Source organism: Nitrosovibrio tenuis, assembly GCF_900109785.1.
In the GTDB taxonomy this organism is placed as follows: domain Bacteria; phylum Pseudomonadota; class Gammaproteobacteria; order Burkholderiales; family Nitrosomonadaceae; genus Nitrosospira; species Nitrosospira tenuis_A.
Genome location: NZ_FOBH01000001.1, coordinates 406,514 through 424,574, shown reverse-complemented (window position 1 = coordinate 424,574; position 18,061 = coordinate 406,514). Strand labels below are relative to the sequence as shown.

Below are 18,061 nucleotides of genomic sequence, written 5' to 3'. Positions count from 1 at the left end.
CTTCCTTGCATATCCGCAAGCAGGCGGCGGATATGTTCAGGCAGGATCGACGAAAAGACGGGCGACATCGCTCTTTTTGGGAACGACAAAGTATGGAACCGCCGGATATTATCCGCTTTGGCCGCGCAACCTGTTGCGATCTGGAACAAGCCAGCAGGCGCGAGTGGTGGCTGGCGGACGGTCTCGGCGGATATGCCGGCGGCACGATTGCTCAGTGCCTGACGCGGCGCTACCATGGCCTGCTCATCGCGCCCGCGGAAACCTCGTTGGAGCGGCGCCTGATATTCGTCAAAGCAGATGCGACATTGCATGACAGCGAGCGCAGCTGGCCGCTGTTTACCAATTGCTGGGGCAGTGGTGCAGTTGAACCAAAAGGACTGATACATATCGAATCGTTCCAGCTCGATGGCAGTATTCCAGTCTGGCGTTTCGCAATCGATGACCTGATCCTGGAGCAATGCATCTGGATGGAGCAGGACCAGCATACGACCTGTATTGCCTGGCGTCTGGCTCATGCATTGGAGCGGCCCGTGTATCTGGGCATCGATCTGCTGATAAATAACCGCAGCCATCACCGCGATAATATCTCACACGAGTTCAGCCCCGCAATCGAAGGCGACGAACGCCATATCAGTGTCCGGCATGCCGGCGACGCGGCATTGCATTTTTATGCCGATGGCGGCCAGCTCTTCGAAAGATATCAATGGATCGATGATTTTTATCTCGCGCGAGAACACGAGCGGGGCCTTGGAGATCGCGATGCGCACTTGTGCGCCGCACACATGCGATTGCCGTTGAGCGTTAATTGGAACGGCCTGGTGGCGACGCGGGCGGCTGCGCCTCAGCCACATCTGTCGGAATTGCTCCGCCGCCGGCGCGCCCACGATGTTTCCCGACTGATGACTGCTGCGGTCGACGCCCCGGAATTGCGCGGCGCGCCATGCTGGGTGCGGCAGCTTGTATTGGCCGCCGATAATTTTTTGATAATACGACCTGCTCCACGACAGGAAAGCTCGGGGAAGGAAGACCAGGAACGGCCCGGGCAACAGCTTGGGCAGCGCGGTGAATTGATTATCGCGGGTTACCCATGGTTTGGCGAGTGGGGGCGGGACACGATGATTGCGCTGCCGGGATTGCTGCTAGCCACCGGGCGCCACGCTTCCGCCCGCAATATCCTCGCGGCATATGCCCGTTTTGCCGACCGGGGCATGCTGCCGAACACCCTCCCGGATGAGGGCGGCCAACCCCAATATAATACGGTCGATGCCGCCCTGTGGTACTTTGAAGCATGGCGTGCGTATATCTCAGTCAGCCATGATGTCGTGACATTGCGGGAATTTTATCCGTTACTTCAGGAAATGGTTGACTGGCACGTGCGCGGCACGCGTCATAGCATTGGCGCCGATCCAGACGATGGCCTGCTGCGCGTTGGAGAGCCCGGACTACAACTGACGTGGATGGATGCCAAGGTCGGCGACTGTGTGGTCACGCCCCGGCATGGAAAGCCAGTGGAAATTAACGCGTTGTGGTTCAATGCGCTCACGTGCATGATGCAATTCAGTCAATTGATCGGCAAGAAGTCCGATGTTTACAAAACGCTGGCCGGGCAGGCGCGTAAAGGGTTTCAACGCTTCCTGAAACCGGAGGGCGGGTTGTATGACGTGCTGGATGGACCGGAAGGCAACGATGCGAGCATACGTCCTAACCAGATCCTGGCGGTGACCCTGCATTATTCACCGCTTTCGCCATCGGCCCAGGCGCTGGTGCTGGCCGAGGCAAGGCGTCATCTGCTCACTTCCTATGGTTTGCGATCGCTGGCTGCGGAACACCCTGGTTACCGCCCCCACTATGAAGGCGGTGTGCGGGAACGCGATACGGCATATCATCAGGGAACGGCCTGGAGCTGGCTGCTGCCTCACTATGCGATGGCGGAATACCGGGTGACGGGCAATGCCGACCTGGCCCAATCCCGTCTCGCCCCCATGCGTGACCATCTGCTGGATGCGGGCCTGGGCACGATTTCGGAAATTTTCGATGGCGAACCGCCTCATGAGCCGCGCGGCGCCCCGTCACAGGCATGGAGCGTTGCTGGCATACTGGAGGCTTGGGTAAAACTGGAGCGCGTCCGACGCGCAGCCAAACAAAAAGAGGAGGATTAGTGCATGCCCATTCAATCGGACGCGGAGCGGCAACGCCTCAAAAACCAGCAGCATCGCGCAGAGAACTGGCGTCTGTGGGGACCTTATCTCTCCGAACGCGCTTGGGGCACGGTTCGAGAAGATTACAGCCGCTACGGTAGCGCCTGGGAATATTTCGATCACGATCAAGCCCGCTCCCGTGCCTACCGCTGGAATGAAGACGGTCTTGGGGGTATTTCGGACGAGGCACAGTGGCTATGTTTCGGGCTGGCATTGTGGAACGGCAGGGATCCTATCCTGAAGGAACGTGCGTTCGGTCTTTCCAGCAGCCAGGGTAACCGCGGCGAGGATGTGAAAGAATGCTATTTTTATCTCGATGCCACCCCTTCGCACGCGTGGCTCCATTATCTCTACAAATATCCCCAATCGGCCTTTCCTTATACACGACTGATAGAAGAGAACGCGCGCCGCTCGCGTGAAGATCCTCCATTCGGCCTGATTGACAGCGGCGCTTTCGCCGAGGGGCGCTACTGGGACGTGGAAATACTCTATGCAAAGGCTTCGCCCGAGGAACTGCATATCCGCATCCTCGCCAGCAACCGGGGACCCAGCGAAGCCGCGTTATGGCTATTGCCGCAGCTCTGGTTTCGCAATACCTGGTCGTGGTCGGATGAAATAAATGAAAAGCCTGTGTTGCGTGCTGCACCGGCACCCAATGGCTCTATCGGCCCCGGCGGCCGCATCGATTCCGGTGGCGCCGCCTGGGCAGTCGCTGCGCAACACCCTTTATTGGGAACATACCATCTCTATGGGCAGCAAAAAGCCAGCCTTCTCTACACGGAAAACGAGACCAATAACTCCCGGTTGTGGGACGTGCCCAACGCAGGGCCGTATGTCAAAGACGCGTTTCATCGTTTCCTCATCGATGGCGACCAATCGGCGGTGAATCCCCTGCAGCAGGGAACCAAATTCGCCGCTGTGCATAAACTCGTGGTTGCGCCGGGTCAAACCCATGCAATTGATCTGATATTATCGGCCCAGCCTAAGACTCAGCCATTCATCAGCCACGACCAGGTTTTTACCCAGCGCCGTGCGGAGGCCGATGCTTTTTTCAGAACGCTCCTGCCGCATGCGAGCGCTGAGGATCACCGCATCCTGCGCCAGGCGCTCGCCGGCATGATATGGAACAAGCAGTTTTATCATTATGATGTCTCTACTTGGCTGAAAGGCGACCGGGTTCCACCACCTTCCGCGCGAGAACACGGGCGTAACCATCGTTGGCCTCATTTCAAGGCAAATGATGTGGTTTCGATGCCCGACGCCTGGGAGTACCCCTGGTTCGCGGCCTGGGACCTGGCTTTTCATTGCGCGGCGCTGGCGCTTGTCGATGTGGATTTCGCCAAGGATCAAATCGAGCTGCTGTTGCGCGAAAACTACTTGCACCCGAATGGCCAGGTCCCTGCATTTGAATGGGCGTTTGACGATGTGAACCCGCCCCTGCAAGCCATGAGCGCCCTCAAGGTGTTCCGCGCGGAACGCGTGCAGCGCGGCAGGGGCGACGTGGCGTTTCTCAAGCGCGTGCTGCACAAGTTATTGCTGAATCACACCTGGTGGATCAACCGCAAGGATGCCACCGGCATGAATGTATTTGAGGGTGGATTTCTCGGGCTGGACAATATATCCGTTTATGACCGCTCCCGTCCGCTACCGTCCGGTTATACGCTGAAACAGGCCGACGCCACCGGCTGGATGGCCATGTTCTCCCTGCAGCTTACAGTAATGGCGCTGGAAATTGCCGTTGAAGACGGAGCCTATGAAGACATCGCGATACAGTGCTACAGCCAGTTTCTGGCAATCGCCAACACGATTGCCGGTCATACCGGCGCACATGTATCGCTTTGGGATGACGTGGACGGCTTTTTCAAGGATCTCGTGGCCAACCCCGATGGCACTGCGCAACGTATCAATGTTTTTTCCTGGGTTGGCATCATACCTCTCTTCGCCAGTGAGGTTGTGGATGCCCGTTTACTGGCGGGACGCACGCGTTTTAACGACCTGCTCTGGAAACATCAGGATGGCATGTTTAATGGAAGCATCATATGTGCCTGCCCGGTAACCACCAATGAACGTGGGGAGCATTTGCTGTCGCTGGTTAATGCCGCGATGCTGGTCAAAATGCTGCCGCGTCTCTTCAACGAGAACGAATTCCTGTCGCCTCACGGCGTGCGCAGCGTTTCCAAGCGCCACGCAACCCAACAAGATCTCGGGCATATTCCCGGCATAGGCAAAGCTGCCATCGATTATGTGCCGGGCGAATCCAACTCAGCGCTGTTTGGAGGCAACTCCAATTGGCGCGGGCCGGTGTGGATGCCCACCAATTATTTGCTGGTTCAGGCTATCGAAAAGATGCACCGTTACCTGGGGGATGCTTTTACTTTTCCCGCGCCGTGCCTGAACGGCTACGAAATCAATCTGAAATATGCCGCCACCCTGTTGGCGGAACGGCTGGCGGACATTTTCCGCCGTGATGAATACGACCTGATTCCGGCCTTTCCCCCGGATAGCCCGCATCAGAGCGATCCAAACTGGCGCGACCTGCTGCTGTTCCATGAGTATTTTCACGGAGAAACGGGCCAGGGACTGGGCGCCGCGCATCAAACCGGCTGGAGCGGACTGGTGGCAAATCTGGTGATGCGCCGCTACCATACCGATATTCCCGAGTACTGGAAGCGGCAGGACGCGACTGTTCCATCAGAACCATAGCGTCTTAGCGGCCAGCCACCCGTACCGGCCTGTTTTATTTGTTATATAAGGTCATGTCGTAGAGTATGGGGCGGGTTCTTTTATCGCTAACCGCCGGATCCGTAAGGTAAAACGATCAACGTATTCTCAAGTGGCCCCACAAAGTTGGCGCCGAAACCTCTCGATATCCTCAGCAATAAAAATCCAGCACTTTTAATATCAATGCTCCAATTGCTGAGAATCACCAAAAGTACAAGGAATGCTTAAACAGAACCAGAAGGATAAAAGCACGGAGAACCACACTCCCATGATGCAGCAGTACCTGCGCATCAAGGCGCAGCATCCGGACATGCTGATGTTTTACCGCATGGGGGATTTCTATGAGCTGTTTTTTGAGGATGCGGAAAAGGCGGCGCGGCTGCTCGGCATTACGCTGACCCGTCGCGGGACGTCGGCGGGCGAGCCGATCAGGATGGCGGGCGTGCCCTATCATTCTGCCGAGCAGTATCTGGCAAAGCTCATCAGGCTCGGCGAGTCCGTGGTGATCTGCGAACAGGTTGGCGATCCCGCCACCTCCAAAGGGCCGGTGGAGCGCGAGGTCACGCGGATTATTACGCCGGGGACGCTGACCGATGCGGCACTGCTGGAAGAAAAATCCGAAAGCCTGCTGCTTGCGTTGTGCGTGCATGAATCAATGCTGGGATTGGCATGGCTCAACCTGGCGGCCGGGCACTTCTGCGTCACGGAAACAAAGCTTGATAATCTGGTGAGTGAACTTGAGCGCCTCAAGCCTTCGGAAATTCTTCTGCCTGAGTCGCTGGAACTTGCCGCACTCGGCAATATCCATGCACACAAACAAACAGGCTGGAAACGTCTCCCACTATGGCAATTCGACGTGGAAGCCGCCGTGCGCAATCTCTCCCGGCAATTTGGTACGCATGATCTGTCCGGTTTCGGTTGTGATGGTCTGCATCCTTCGCTGGGCGCTGCAAGCGCCCTACTGGACTATGCGCGCCTAACCCAAGGTGCCCAGCGCAGCGGTATCCAAGGCATGGGTATCCAGGACGGGGGTATTGCGCATATCAACAGGCTGCAGGTGGAGCGAGACGGTACCCACCTGCGCATGGACGCGGCCACGCGCCGTAATCTGGAAATTTCCGAGACCATACTTGGCAATAAGTCGCCGACATTGCTGTCGCTCCTGGATACCTGTTCAACGAACATGGGCAGCCGCCTGCTGCGGCAGTGGTTGCATCATCCCTTGCGCGATCGTGAGGCGATTCAGAAGCGGCTCGATGGCGTTTCATTTTTAATGGGCGAAGCGGGATTGGGACCGTATCTCGCAACGCGGGACTGTCTCAAGCGCATATCGGACATTGAGCGCATCGCTGCACGTATCGCTCTGAGATCCGCGCGCCCGCGAGACTTATCAGGGCTGCGTGATGGTCTCAAAAAGCTGCCCAAGGTCGTTGCAACGATTACCACCGTTGATGCCATCCCTGAACACGTCAGCCAGCACGTCGCGGCGCTGGCGCAATCGATGACGCCCGACGCTGCACTTGTCGCGCTTCTGGATCGGGCGCTACGGGAAGAGCCCGCGCTCGTGCTGCGTGAAGGTGGAGTCATAGCGGATGGCTACGACGCCGAACTGGATGAATTGCGTGCCTTACAAAATAATTGTGGCGAATTTCTGCTGCAACTGGAAGCACGGGAAAAAACACGGACGGGAATCTCAAATCTCAAGGTGGAATATAACCGCGTGCATGGTTTTTATATCGAAGTGACTCATGCCCACACCGAAAGGATTCCGGATGACTATCGCAGACGGCAAACGTTGAAGAACGCCGAACGCTATATCACGCCGGAACTCAAGGCTTTTGAGGATAAGGCGCTATCGGCGCAGGAGCACGCACTGGAACGGGAGAAATTTTTATACAATGCATTGCTAGATACGCTGTCAGCATATATTGGCCATTTGCAACAGGTCGCCCGGAGCGTCGCCGAAATGGATGTGCTGGCGGCATTTGCCGAGCGCGCGCTCGCACTCGATTACGCATTGCCGGTCTTTACCGATGAGGCCGTTATTGAAATTCAAGCAGGCCGCCATCCCGTGGTGGAAAACCAGGTGGAGAACTTCATTGCCAACGATGTGCGGTTTGGCGCATGCGGCGGAGCTCAACGGCAAATGCTGGTCATTACTGGCCCCAATATGGGAGGCAAATCTACTTATATGCGGCAGGTCGCGCTGATCGCATTGCTCGCTCATTGTGGCAGCCTCGTTCCGGCGGCAAGCGCCCGCATCGGGCCGATGGACCAGATCTTTACCCGGATCGGAGCATCCGATGACCTTGCCGGTGGGCGTTCGACATTCATGATGGAAATGACCGAGGCCGCGAACATCCTTCATAACGCCACCGCGCAAAGCCTGGTGTTGATGGATGAAATAGGACGAGGTACGTCGACTTTTGACGGCCTGGCGCTGGCCTTCGCAATTGCCCGGTATCTGTTGGAAAAGAACCGAAGCTATACCTTATTTGCGACGCATTATTTCGAATTGACAAGACTCGCGGAGGAGTTCGCGCACGCAGCCAATATCCACCTTGATGCGGTGGAGCACAAGCATCATATTGTATTCCTCCATGCCATCAAGGAGGGACCGGCCAGCCAGAGCTACGGCCTGCAGGTGGCGGCGCTGGCGGGAGTGCCTGAACCGGTGATCAAAACGGCAAGAAGATATCTAGTAAAACTTGAGCAGGAAAGTATCGGCAGGCAACCGGTTGGGAGCCAACTACAACGCGATTTGTTCTCACAGGAGCCGGCGATGAAACAAATCAAAGAAAGCCCGGAAAGCCCGCCCGAACATCCCGTTCTTGCATTGCTGCGTGCAATCGTACCAGACGAGCTAAGTCCCAAACAGGCTTTGGAAGAACTTTATGCGTTGAAAAAGGCAGCGGAAAAGCAATAGTCCGTATTGTCAGCTGCGGCGTGAGGAGGTCCCGTTAATGTTCATGCCCGTGCCCGTGTCCATGTCCATGGGGTCCGTGAGCGTGCCCATGCGATAGTTCTTCCACAGTCGCGGGGCGGACGTCTGTAACTGTGCAATCAAAACGCAAAGCCATGCCGGCCAGGGGGTGATTGCCATCCACCACCACCTTGTCTTCGGCAATATCGGTTACGGTGTAGATCAGGGTATCGTCGGATCCTTCCTGTCCTCCTTCGAACTGCATTCCCACCGTAACGTCGTCCGGAAAGAGCTCGCGCGGCTCCACCCTTACCAATTCGCTGTCGTACTCGCCAAACGTATTTTCCGGTTCCATTAAAACCGAGCAACTGTACCCCACCTCTTTGTGATGCAGCTCCTCTTCGACCATCGGAAAAATACCGTCATAACCCCCGTGCAAGTAGCTGATCGCCTCGCTCGGCTTCTCCACCACTTTTCCGGTGAGATCGGACAGTTCATACTTGAGTGACACCACGGTATCTTTTTCGATGCGCATAATATTAGAGGGCCTCAGTTAATTGGCGACATGGATAAAAATTGAACAATAAATCGTACTTTTTGAAGCACCGAAACCTTCGATCCGATCAAACTGATCTGTTGAGAGCAGGTTCCCGCATTACCGGCCGCTACGAAAGAAGACTGAAATGAAGGGAAATGCGTTATTTCCTTAAAACCGTAATCCTGCAATAAACGAGGATTTTATCTTGCGATTAGTAGGACGGCATACAATCGCCAATTCTCACCTCACCCGAGCTTTTCAATTTCCCCCATTAATTCCCTGACAGGCGCAAAACTGCGCCGGTGCACCACCGAAACGCCGTGTATGCGTAATGCCGCAATATGCGCCTCCGTCGAATATCCTTTATGCCGGTCGAAGCCATAATTTGGAAAGCGCCGGTGCAACGCCACCATCTCCGCGTCGCGAGCGGTCTTGGCCAGTATCGAAGCCGCGGAAATCTCCGGCACAAGACTGTCGCCTCTGACGATGGTCGTTACGGGAAAACTCAGACGAGGACTATGGTTGCCGTCGATCAGTACCCTGCTGGGAATGAGGGAAAGACTTTTAATGGCACGCTTCATAGCCAGCAGGCTTGCCTGGAGAATATTCAGGCGGTCAATTTCTCTAACCGACGCAGACCCAATAGCCCAGGCCATGGAATATGTTTTTATGGCGATAGTCAGCCTGTTGCGTTGCTGTTCAGTAAGGGTTTTCGAATCCGCCAGGCCCTCGATCCGATGGGCAGAATTGAGTATGACGCACGCGGCAAACACTGGCCCCGCTAATGGTCCTCTGCCGGATTCGTCGACGCCACACACCCGGTTGAATTCATCGGCTGGGCTTTCCATATCTCCTGCTTTAATTCTGATTATGCCAATCTTTTATAGCTAACTTCAGCTGGTAACTTTCAGGTGGCGGATGATGCCCACCCTTTTAACGAATCATCCGGCTCGAATTTATATATTTACAATTGAGTAGTGGAAAAACTCGGCTGTTACTGCTTGCTTCGCATCGTGCACATCAGCTCTGCCTCTGCCGCTACACGGCCATCCACTTCCGCCCGGGCGGAATATTTCCAGATGCCGATTCGCTCCCGCAATATCGTTGCCTTGAGTATCAACTGGTCACCCGGCTGAACAGGCTTTTTGAAGCGGGCGCCGTCGATACCGACAAAATAGTAAAGGGAATCGTCGTCCGTCTGTAGATTCACGGTCTTGAGCGTCAAAATCGCAGCCGCTTGAGCCAACGCCTCGATAATCAGCACACCGGGCATCACCGGATGATGAGGAAAATGACCGCCAAAAAAAGGTTCGTTGATAGTCACATTCTTGAGGGCGGTAATATCTTTTCCCGCTTCGCATGACACAACCCGATCCACGAGCAGAAATGGATAGCGATGAGGCAAATATTTGAGTATTTCATGGATATCCATTAAACATTTTCCTGATTTTCAAGTCATTAATTGCGTAAAGACTATAGCCATTGCTATCTCTTCGGCATACCGGCTGAAACTTTGCGGGAATATTGCAGTAATTATTTGTCCGCCAGGGCCTTGATGACCTTTTCGGTAATGTCTATGCGCTGGCTGCGATAGACCAGATCCCGCAACGGCAATACCAGGTCGTACTTCTCTGTTTCGGCGATAACCTGGATAGCTTTTGTGGCAATCAACTGTAGCGCGGCAACTTCATCGTTCTGGCGCAGGCTCAGATCTTCCCTCATCTGCCGTTGAGCACGCTGGTATTCGCGGTTGAGAGTAGCCAAATCACGCTCCTTGTTGCGCCGGTCTGCTTCAGCCATCGTTTTTCCGTCTTTTTCCAGAACATCCTGAAGCGCCTTTGCCTGGGACGCCATCTTTTTGAGTTCCTGGTCGCGTGGCAAAAATTCCTTTTCTATTTTCTTCAGTGCTCTTACAGCCGGCGCTGACTCGGCAAGAATCCGCTCGGTATCAACAACGCCGATCTTTATTTCATCCGCCAGCGCACCAACCGTTCCCCAGGCGAACGCGAAGAGGACGCACACCGTGGTTATACTCCGCCGCCACAGAACGTTTTCTTGCAATTTTTTCTCCGGAATGTTCATAGGAACCTCTGAAAGTTCCCCATATCTACATGAGCCAGCAGGGGCGCTACGCCGGCTTTTTCAACTAGAACTGCTGCCCAAATTGAAACTGAAACCGCTGTAAATTATCGCCTGGATGATTATTCAAGGGTTGAGCAACGCTGACCTTAAGAGGACCCATCGGTGAAATCCACATGACAGCAATGCCTGCCGAGTAGCGCAACCCCTCCTGCTCCGGTATCACCCCGCCTGGACCCCAGACCGAGCCGGCGTCAAGGAATATGCTCGGGCGCACCGATCGATCGTTCTTCAGCCCCGGCATCGGAAATAGTAATTCGATGCTGCCGACTGCGCGCTTATTGCCCCCCAGTGTCCGGTTATTGCTGTCACGAGGCCCCAATGAGCTGATATTGTAACCGCGAACCGAGGTATTGCCGCCGGCAAAGAAGTTTTTGAAGAACGGAAGCTCCTTGCCATTATAGCCGCCACCGTATCCCAGTTCCCCATTCAGCATGAGTGTGAAGGTATCGGTCAGAGGATAATACCACCTTAGGTCATAACTCAATTTGTAATAGGTGAGATCGCCCCCCGGCAAGCCAACCTCGGCAGCTACGCGTTGTGTCGTACCTGAAGTAGTCCAAATGGCGCTATCGCGACCATCGCGCCGCCAGTTGAGAGTCATCGGTATATTGATGGTGCTCTTTCCGAATTTTTGCACGAAATCAACGTTGCGCTGCGGACTATTGTCGCCCAGGTGAATGATCACATTCTCCGCCCCAAGGCCGGCCATGATGCTATCGTTCTCGTTGATCGGGATTCCAAATCGCAAACCCGCGCCAGTGGTGTCGGTATTAAAACTGTTCACCGCGACCAGCGTGGCCGTGTTGAGCGTGCGTTTGTAAAGATCAAACCCCGCAGTTATGCCGTCGCGGGTGAAATAGGGGTCGGTATAAGATAGTGAATAGGTCTTGTTGACGCTCCCCGTATTCACCATGAGATTGACGAATTTCCCCGTGCCGAATATGTTGTCTTGAGCAATTGAACCGCTCAGTATCAAACCTTCCATATTGGAATAACCCGCGCCAAACATGACAGCGCCCGTAGGTTTTTCCTTGACGTCAACGTTTACGTCAATCTGATCGGTAGCGCCCGGAACGGCCGGCGTTTCGATACTGACCGCATTGAAATAATTCAACCTGTCTACGCGTTGTTTTGAACGGTTGATCTTGCTGGTGGAATACCAGCCTCCTTCGAATTGCCGCATCTCCCGGCGTATCACTTCATCCCGGGTACGGGTATTTCCGGTTATGTTGATACGCCTCACGTAAACCCGGCGTCCGGGATCTATAAAGAAGGTGAACCCTACCTGTTGTTTTTCCTTATCCAGTTGAGGTGATGCATTGACGTTCGCGAACGCGTACCCGTCATCGCCCAAACGGTCGGTAATGAGCTTGACTGATTCAGTCAGGCGTTCCCGTGAGAAAACGTCTCCCACCGCGAGTTTTATGAGCTTGCGCAAGTCTGCTTCCGGCACTAGCATTTCCCCGGCAAGCTTGACCTCTGAAACGGTGTATTTGGGACCTTCGACGATATTTACGGTAATGTAAATATCCTGCATGTCGGGGGTGATGGATACCTGGGTGGATTCCAGGCTGAATTCCAGATAACCGCGATTTAGATAAAAGGATCTCAGCGACTCGAGGTCTGCGGAGAGCTTCTGTTTCGAATACTGATCCTCCTTGGTGAACCAGGTCAACAGTCCGGGAGTCCGCAATACGAACGCACTCAGCAATTCCTTTTCCGGGAATTCCTTGTTCCCGATAATATTTATTTTCCGGATCTTGGCGGTTTTCCCCTCGTCAACATGGAAGTTGATCGCTACGCGGTTGCGTTCGAGCGGCGTGGTAGTGGTGGTAATTTTTACCCCGTATTTACCGCGGCTGATATATTGATGCTTCAGTTCCTGTTCAGCCCTTTCCAGCGTCGCCCGGTCGAAGATGCGGGATTCCGCGAGACCCGCCTGCTTCAGGCCTTCTTTCAACTTATCTTTCTCGAATTCCTTGGCGCCGACGATGCTGATCTGCGCAATGGCGGGCCGCTCTTCGACCACCACGAGGAGCACGCCATTTTCAGACTCAAGCCGCACATCTTTGAAGAAACCGGTTGCATACAGCGCCTTGATGGCAGCGGCCGCCTTTTCGTCATCGAGCGTGTCGCCCACCTTCACCGGCAAATAGCTGAACACCGTTCCGGCCTCGGTGCGCTGGATGCCTTCGATCCGTATATCCTTGACTACGAATGGCTCACGCGCCCATGAAATCGAAGCGCAAAAAACAGAAACAAGCGCAACGAGGGTTCTGACTTTCATACTTAACCGGGGAGGAGGCGGCTGATATCGTTATATATGGCAAAAACCATCAGGGCAAATAAAAGCGCCATCCCGACCTGTTGACCAACTTGTATGGCTCTGGCAGAAAGCGGACTGCCCTTGACTATTTCGATCACATAATACATTAAATGCCCCCCATCCAGTATGGGAATAGGCAACAAATTCAGCACGCCCAGACTGATGCTGATGACTGCAAGAAAGCTCAGGTAAGAGGCGACACCCATTTGAGCCGACTTTCCCGCGTAGTCTGCGATTGTGATGGGGCCACTCACATTCTTCCACGACATTTCCCCCGCCACCATTTTGCCTATCATCCGCAGTGTAAATACGGATGTTTCCCAGGTTTTTTTTATCGCCCTGATCATGGCTGATCCGGGGGAATAGCTGACCTCTGTCAGTAGTTTTGCTAGTTCATCATGGTCGATTTGTGGACCGATACCGACTTTTCCCGTTTTCTGTCCGTCTTCGGTAACCGTATCGGGTATAACGTCTATGCCAACAGTCTTGTCGTTACGCCGGATTTCCAGCGACAATTTTCTGCCCGGGTTCTCCCGTATCTCCTGTACGAGGTCTTCCCAAAAACCGATGTTCTTGCCATTCACCGAGAGGATCTCGTCACCGGGCAACAAACCGGCACGATCGCCCGCGCTGCCCGAAGTAATATGGGAAATGATAGGCTTCACTGCTGGCTGATATGGAATCATACCGATTTTCTTCAGGAAGTCTCCCTCGAGATCATCTGCGTCGATATGGCTCAAATCCAGTTGTCGTATGGCAATTTCGCCGTTGGCGCCGCGTATCTCCACGTCCACGGATGGGGACCTGTCCGCCGCTTTTGACAGCAGCAGCCAGCGAGCATCCTGCCAGGTTGTGACGAGCTCGGCTCCAATCCTCAAAATGGTTTCCCCCCCCTGGAAACCGGCGAACGCCGCAGGCGTTGCAGGTTTAACCGGGCCCAGGACCGGTTTCATACCACTGACGCCAAGCATGAATAAGAACCAATAAAGCAGGATCGCCAGCAAGAAATTGGCGATTGGTCCTGCCGCAACAATGGCGAACCGATAACCGACCGGCTTGCGGTTGAATGCGCGCGCCAGATCCTGAGGCTCAACTGTACCTTCTTGCTCATCCAGCATCTTGACATAGCCGCCGAGCGGAACAGCGGCTACGACCCATTCTGTTTGATCTTTCCCCAAGCGCCGGGTTAATAAGGGTTGGCCGAAACCGATGGAAAAACGGAGCACCTTAACTCCCACCCATCTTGCCATCAGGTAGTGGCCAAACTCATGAAACAGGATCAGCACTCCCAGGGCAATAATGAAAGCGATTATGGTGGAAACAAATGTCATATCAATGGATAATGGGGTTCGGGTAAAACCGGTTCAGGCGAGCTTCAAATGGAGAGTTGATCTGAGTCTTGTGCAACATGAAGCTGATGCTGTAAGAGCGGGAGAATATGATCAGGCCGGTCAGCAGGCCATTGGAAGAATGAGTACCTGTTTAGCATATACTCCGGCAAGGGGTGATCAATTGTGTTTTGAATCGGGTTCAGGGGAATTCTGCGTTCGGGCTCGTGCAGATGCGCGGGCCGACAACTGTCATGAGGATTAGTTGAAGACGAGTGACAGGTGACAGGCTGATCCTTTTGGAAGGCCAATGGCTCAGGAACCTTATGCGAGGCATGCCAACCATTCATGTGCCGCTTCACGCGCCACCCTGTCCGCCGCCAGCACATCGTTAAGCGTGGCGATATCCTTGTGTCCAACTGTTTGCATGACATCTTCAATCATGGCCGGGATCGCCGTAAATGCCATGCGGGATTTAAGGAAAGATTCCACCGCCACCTCGTTGGCGGCATTCAGTATGGCCGGCGCGCTACCGCCGAGCGCCAACGCCTCGTATGCAAGCTTGAGGCAAGGAAAGCGTTTAAAATCAGGAGCCTCGAAATCCAGCCTGGCCACCTTAAACATATCCAGAGGCGTTACGCCGGTTTCGATTCTTTCGGGAAAGCCCAAAGCATGAGCAATGGGTGTGCGCATGTCGGGATTACCAAGTTGAGCCAGCACCGAGCCATCCACATATTCGACCATGGAATGGATAATGCTTTGAGGATGGATGACAACCTGTATTTGCTCGGGCTGGGCTTCAAATAACCATCTTGCTTCAATGACCTCCAGACCCTTATTCATCATTGTGGCGGAGTCAACCGAAATTTTTTGCCCCATCACCCAGTTGGGATGAGCGCAAGCCTGCCCCGGTGTTACCTGCTCCAGCTGGGCCAACGATGTCTGCCGGAAGGGGCCACCTGATGCGGTCAAAAGGATGCGGCGAACTCCGGCCTCCCGCAAGTCCCCTTTAAAATGATGTGGCAGTGACTGAAAGATGGCGTTATGTTCGCTATCGATAGGCAACAGGGTAGCGCCATTTTCCTTGACCACATCCATGAAAATGCGCCCGGCCATCACCATGGTTTCCTTGTTCGCAAGCAATACCAGCTTGCCCGCACGGGCGGCGGCAAACGTGGGACGTATCCCGGCAGCGCCTACAATCGCCGCCATGACCACATCGACTTCCGGCAACGATCCTACTTTTTCGAGCGACTCGACACCCCAAAGTACCTCGGTATCAAGTCCTGCGGCGCGAATTTCAGCTGCCAGCCAATCGGCGCTGGCTTCATCCAGTAACACTGCATAGCGCGGGTGGAAGTGACGGCATTGTTCCAGCATTTTTTTTGCATTCTTGTTCGCAGCCAGTGCAACAACGGAAAACCGGTCGGGATGATGTGCAACCACATCCAATGTACTTACGCCGATGCTTCCGGTAGAGCCAAGAATGGTGAGATGACGAACGGCTATCATAGGTCAGACTGTAAAAGTAAAAGTGGCAGGACAGCTAGGGGAAGTGTTGAAGTAAGCGCATCGATGCGGTCAAGTATACCACCGTGACCCGGCAAAATATTGCCGCTGTCTTTAACGCCCGCATGACGCTTAATCAGAGACTCGAACAGATCGCCGAGGATGCCCATTATGGCGAGTACCAGCAATAGCGGCATCAGAAACTTGATGTGCGCTGCTTCCCCGGCGATATGGCTCCATATCAGCGCATAAATGGTAACCGCCACCAGTGCGCCGGCAACGCCTTCCCAGGTCTTGCCCGGACTGATGGCGGGCGCAAGCTTGTGTTTTCCCCAGGCACGTCCGGCAAAATATGCTGCCGTATCGGATATCCAGATCGCAGCCATGAATCCCAGCAAGAGCAGCGGATCGATAGCCCGCAGCTGGTATAAGGCAAAGCTCGTCGGCAATAGCACCAACCAGCCTGTTAAAGCCAGCAAGAATGGATTCCTGATTGGATATCTCGACTTCAGCAGGTAGGGAACGATCAGCGACCAGAATATCAGCGATGCCACATAAAAACTTAAAAATGATGTGGTATATGGGTCAGCCACGACCGCTCGGCTCAAAACGAAGAGCAATTCGCCAGCCAGGATGGTGGTAAGCAACAGATAGATGATGGAATGAGAGACAGAAAACTGTGCCAGCCGGCTCCATTCCCATGAGCCCGTCACCGTCAACGCAAGCAGCAATATCATCCAGAAAATCGCCGGCAAATAGAATAATGCCGTCAAAAACAGGCATAGCACGACTATGGCGGTAAGAACTCTTGCCCTAAGCACGCCCGCTCCCCGTTGAGACCCAAACTGAACCGACCGGGAAAGCGTGGAAGCTACGCCGTTCTTTGGGCTGCAACTTCCCTTCCCCCATGGGTGGACGGCGGTATTTGAAGTTGCTCGCTGGTGCGCCCAAACCGGCGCTCGCGTTGCTGATAGGACTGAATGGCAAGCTCTAACGCATGCGCGTCAAAGTCGGGCCAAAGGGTATCGGTGAAGTACAGTTCGGTATAAGCCAATTGCCATAGCAGGAAATTACTGATGCGTTTTTCGCCGCCTGTACGAATGAACAGATCGGGTTCGGGAGCATAATTCAATGCGAAATGCGGCATCAGATCCTGTTCAGTGAAACAGTCTGCCAATTGCGGATGTTGCGCCAACATCTTGCGAACTGCCTGCATGACGTCCCAGCGACCACCGTAATTCGCGGCGATGGTGAGCGTGAACCGTTTATTGTCTGCTGTGAGCGCTTCGCCATTGCGAATGAATTCGACGATCTTGGGCTCGAATTTCGACAAATCGCCAATTACCTTGAAGCGAATACCATTCTCATGCAACTTGCTAACCTCCTGCTCCAGCACATTTATAAAAAGCTGCATCAGGAACGCGACCTCGTCCGAGGGTCTACGCCAATTTTCACTGCTAAAAGCAAACAAGGTGAGATATCCCACACCGCGATCGACACAGGCTCTGATAGCGGTGCGGACCGTTTCCACTCCGCGTTTATGCCCCGCCACTCTCGGCAAAAACCTTTTTTTTGCCCATCGACCATTGCCATCCATTATGATGGCAATATGCCGTGGAATCATGCTGGTCTCAGGTATTTCGCGGGTTGAACTGGTGTTGGGAAGCATTGGGCACAGTTGGGCACAGTTGGAATATAGTTGAATCAGTGGCACCCGTTGGGTTGGGGCAACGCCAAAATCGGGGATAATTCGCACTTGGAAGACTTCCCCCTCACGTTCAGATTGCCATCAGCTCGGCTTCCTTGATTTGCAGGACTTTCTCAATTTCCGCAACGTAGCGGTCGGTGAGCTTCTGGATTTCTTCTTGCCCCCGGCGTTCCTCGTCCTCGGCAATTTTCTTTTCCTTGAGCAACTCCTTCAGATTGGCATTTGCATCGCGACGAATATTTCGCATCGCCACACGCGCAGTTTCGGCCTCATGCTTTACTATTCGGGTGAGGTCGCGACGGCGTTCCTCGGTCAACGGCGGCATCGGTACCCGGATGAGCTCGCCCATCGTTACGGGATTCAAGCCCAGATCCGAGTTACGGATGGCTTTTTCGATCGCGCTCAGCATCTTCTTTTCCCACGGCGCAACAGTAATGGTGCGCGCATCGGCAAGGCTGACATTGGCTACCTGATTGATAACCGTGGGCGCGCCATAATAGTCCACTGTAACATGATCCAGCAGACCGGTATGAGCCCGGCCGGTCCGCACTTTGCCCAAGTCCAGCTTTAATGCCTCGAGGCTTTTCTGCATTTTTTGTTCGGCGGATTTTTTAGTGTCGGCGATCATGATATGTCAACGAATGGAAGTCGGGAATGAGTTGCCCTTG

At 54.3% G+C, this 18,061-nt stretch carries 13 protein-coding genes; 3 read left to right on the top strand and 10 right to left on the bottom strand.

What is annotated here, in order from left to right; all coding sequences use genetic code 11:
- Positions 1-92: 92 nt before the first annotated feature.
- From BMX00_RS01890 to mutS, 3 genes are all read left to right on the top strand, one after another.
- Complete coding sequence (locus tag BMX00_RS01890) at positions 93-2,159, top strand: amylo-alpha-1,6-glucosidase (protein ID WP_090826498.1); 2,067 nt, start codon at positions 93-95, stop codon at positions 2,157-2,159.
- 3 nt (positions 2,160-2,162) lie between these two features.
- Positions 2,163-4,901, top strand: coding sequence for an MGH1-like glycoside hydrolase domain-containing protein (locus BMX00_RS01885; protein ID WP_090826496.1), 2,739 nt, complete (start codon positions 2,163-2,165; stop codon positions 4,899-4,901).
- Between the two features lie 238 nt (positions 4,902-5,139).
- The gene (mutS, locus tag BMX00_RS01880) at positions 5,140-7,845 is read left to right on the top strand and encodes a DNA mismatch repair protein MutS (protein WP_245727548.1); all 2,706 of its coding nucleotides are present in this window, start codon (positions 5,140-5,142) and stop codon (positions 7,843-7,845) included.
- Positions 7,846-7,879: 34 nt separating this feature from the next.
- Here the strand turns inward: mutS and BMX00_RS01875 are convergent, their stop codons facing one another.
- From BMX00_RS01875 to frr, 10 genes are all read right to left on the bottom strand, one after another.
- A complete protein-coding gene (locus BMX00_RS01875; protein WP_090826494.1) occupies positions 7,880-8,377 on the bottom strand; it encodes an FKBP-type peptidyl-prolyl cis-trans isomerase in 498 nt (165 codons plus the stop codon).
- A gap of 248 nt (positions 8,378-8,625) precedes the next feature.
- The gene (gene rnhB / locus BMX00_RS01870) at positions 8,626-9,228 is read right to left on the bottom strand and encodes a ribonuclease HII (RefSeq protein WP_090826491.1); all 603 of its coding nucleotides are present in this window, start codon (positions 9,226-9,228) and stop codon (positions 8,626-8,628) included.
- A gap of 146 nt (positions 9,229-9,374) precedes the next feature.
- Positions 9,375-9,812, bottom strand: coding sequence for a 3-hydroxyacyl-ACP dehydratase FabZ (gene fabZ / locus BMX00_RS01865; protein ID WP_090826486.1), 438 nt, complete (start codon positions 9,810-9,812; stop codon positions 9,375-9,377).
- 101 nt (positions 9,813-9,913) lie between these two features.
- Complete coding sequence (locus BMX00_RS01860; protein ID WP_425433855.1) at positions 9,914-10,441, bottom strand: OmpH/Skp family outer membrane protein; 528 nt, start codon at positions 10,439-10,441, stop codon at positions 9,914-9,916.
- An 85-nt stretch (positions 10,442-10,526) separates the two neighbouring features.
- Positions 10,527-12,809: an outer membrane protein assembly factor BamA gene (gene bamA / locus BMX00_RS01855; protein WP_090826481.1), complete on the bottom strand. Its 2,283-nt coding sequence runs from the start codon at positions 12,807-12,809 to the stop codon at positions 10,527-10,529.
- A 2-nt stretch (positions 12,810-12,811) separates the two neighbouring features.
- Entirely contained in the window at positions 12,812-14,179 is a 1,368-nt protein-coding gene (gene rseP, locus BMX00_RS01850; protein WP_090826478.1) for an RIP metalloprotease RseP, read from the bottom strand.
- 321 nt (positions 14,180-14,500) lie between these two features.
- Positions 14,501-15,688, bottom strand: a complete 1,188-nt coding sequence (gene ispC, locus BMX00_RS01845) for a 1-deoxy-D-xylulose-5-phosphate reductoisomerase (RefSeq protein WP_090826475.1) — start codon at positions 15,686-15,688, stop codon at positions 14,501-14,503.
- Positions 15,685-16,506 (bottom strand): phosphatidate cytidylyltransferase, encoded by an 822-nt coding sequence (locus tag BMX00_RS01840; protein WP_090826471.1) that lies wholly within the window; start codon positions 16,504-16,506, stop codon positions 15,685-15,687. The genes ispC and BMX00_RS01840 overlap by 4 nt, the downstream gene beginning before the upstream one ends.
- Positions 16,507-16,556: 50 nt before the next feature.
- Positions 16,557-17,354, bottom strand: coding sequence for a polyprenyl diphosphate synthase (gene uppS, locus BMX00_RS01835; protein ID WP_245727538.1), 798 nt, complete (start codon positions 17,352-17,354; stop codon positions 16,557-16,559).
- Between the two features lie 109 nt (positions 17,355-17,463).
- Positions 17,464-18,021 (bottom strand): ribosome recycling factor, encoded by a 558-nt coding sequence (gene frr / locus BMX00_RS01830; protein ID WP_090826465.1) that lies wholly within the window; start codon positions 18,019-18,021, stop codon positions 17,464-17,466.
- Between the last annotated feature and the right edge of the window lie 40 nt (positions 18,022-18,061).

Coding starts and splice junctions, on each gene's coding strand:
- frr (WP_090826465.1), bottom strand. CDS start 18,021: ATGATCGCCGACACTAAAAAATCCGCCGAACAAAAAATGCAGAAAAGC.
- uppS (WP_245727538.1), bottom strand. CDS start 17,354: ATGCTTCCCAACACCAGTTCAACCCGCGAAATACCTGAGACCAGCATG.
- mutS (WP_245727548.1), top strand. CDS start 5,140: ATGCTTAAACAGAACCAGAAGGATAAAAGCACGGAGAACCACACTCCC.
- rseP (WP_090826478.1), bottom strand. CDS start 14,179: ATGACATTTGTTTCCACCATAATCGCTTTCATTATTGCCCTGGGAGTG.
- bamA (WP_090826481.1), bottom strand. CDS start 12,809: ATGAAAGTCAGAACCCTCGTTGCGCTTGTTTCTGTTTTTTGCGCTTCG.
- BMX00_RS01890 (WP_090826498.1), top strand. CDS start 93: ATGGAACCGCCGGATATTATCCGCTTTGGCCGCGCAACCTGTTGCGAT.
- BMX00_RS01875 (WP_090826494.1), bottom strand. CDS start 8,377: ATGCGCATCGAAAAAGATACCGTGGTGTCACTCAAGTATGAACTGTCC.
- BMX00_RS01885 (WP_090826496.1), top strand. CDS start 2,163: ATGCCCATTCAATCGGACGCGGAGCGGCAACGCCTCAAAAACCAGCAG.
- fabZ (WP_090826486.1), bottom strand. CDS start 9,812: ATGGATATCCATGAAATACTCAAATATTTGCCTCATCGCTATCCATTT.
- rnhB (WP_090826491.1), bottom strand. CDS start 9,228: ATGGAAAGCCCAGCCGATGAATTCAACCGGGTGTGTGGCGTCGACGAA.
- ispC (WP_090826475.1), bottom strand. CDS start 15,688: ATGATAGCCGTTCGTCATCTCACCATTCTTGGCTCTACCGGAAGCATC.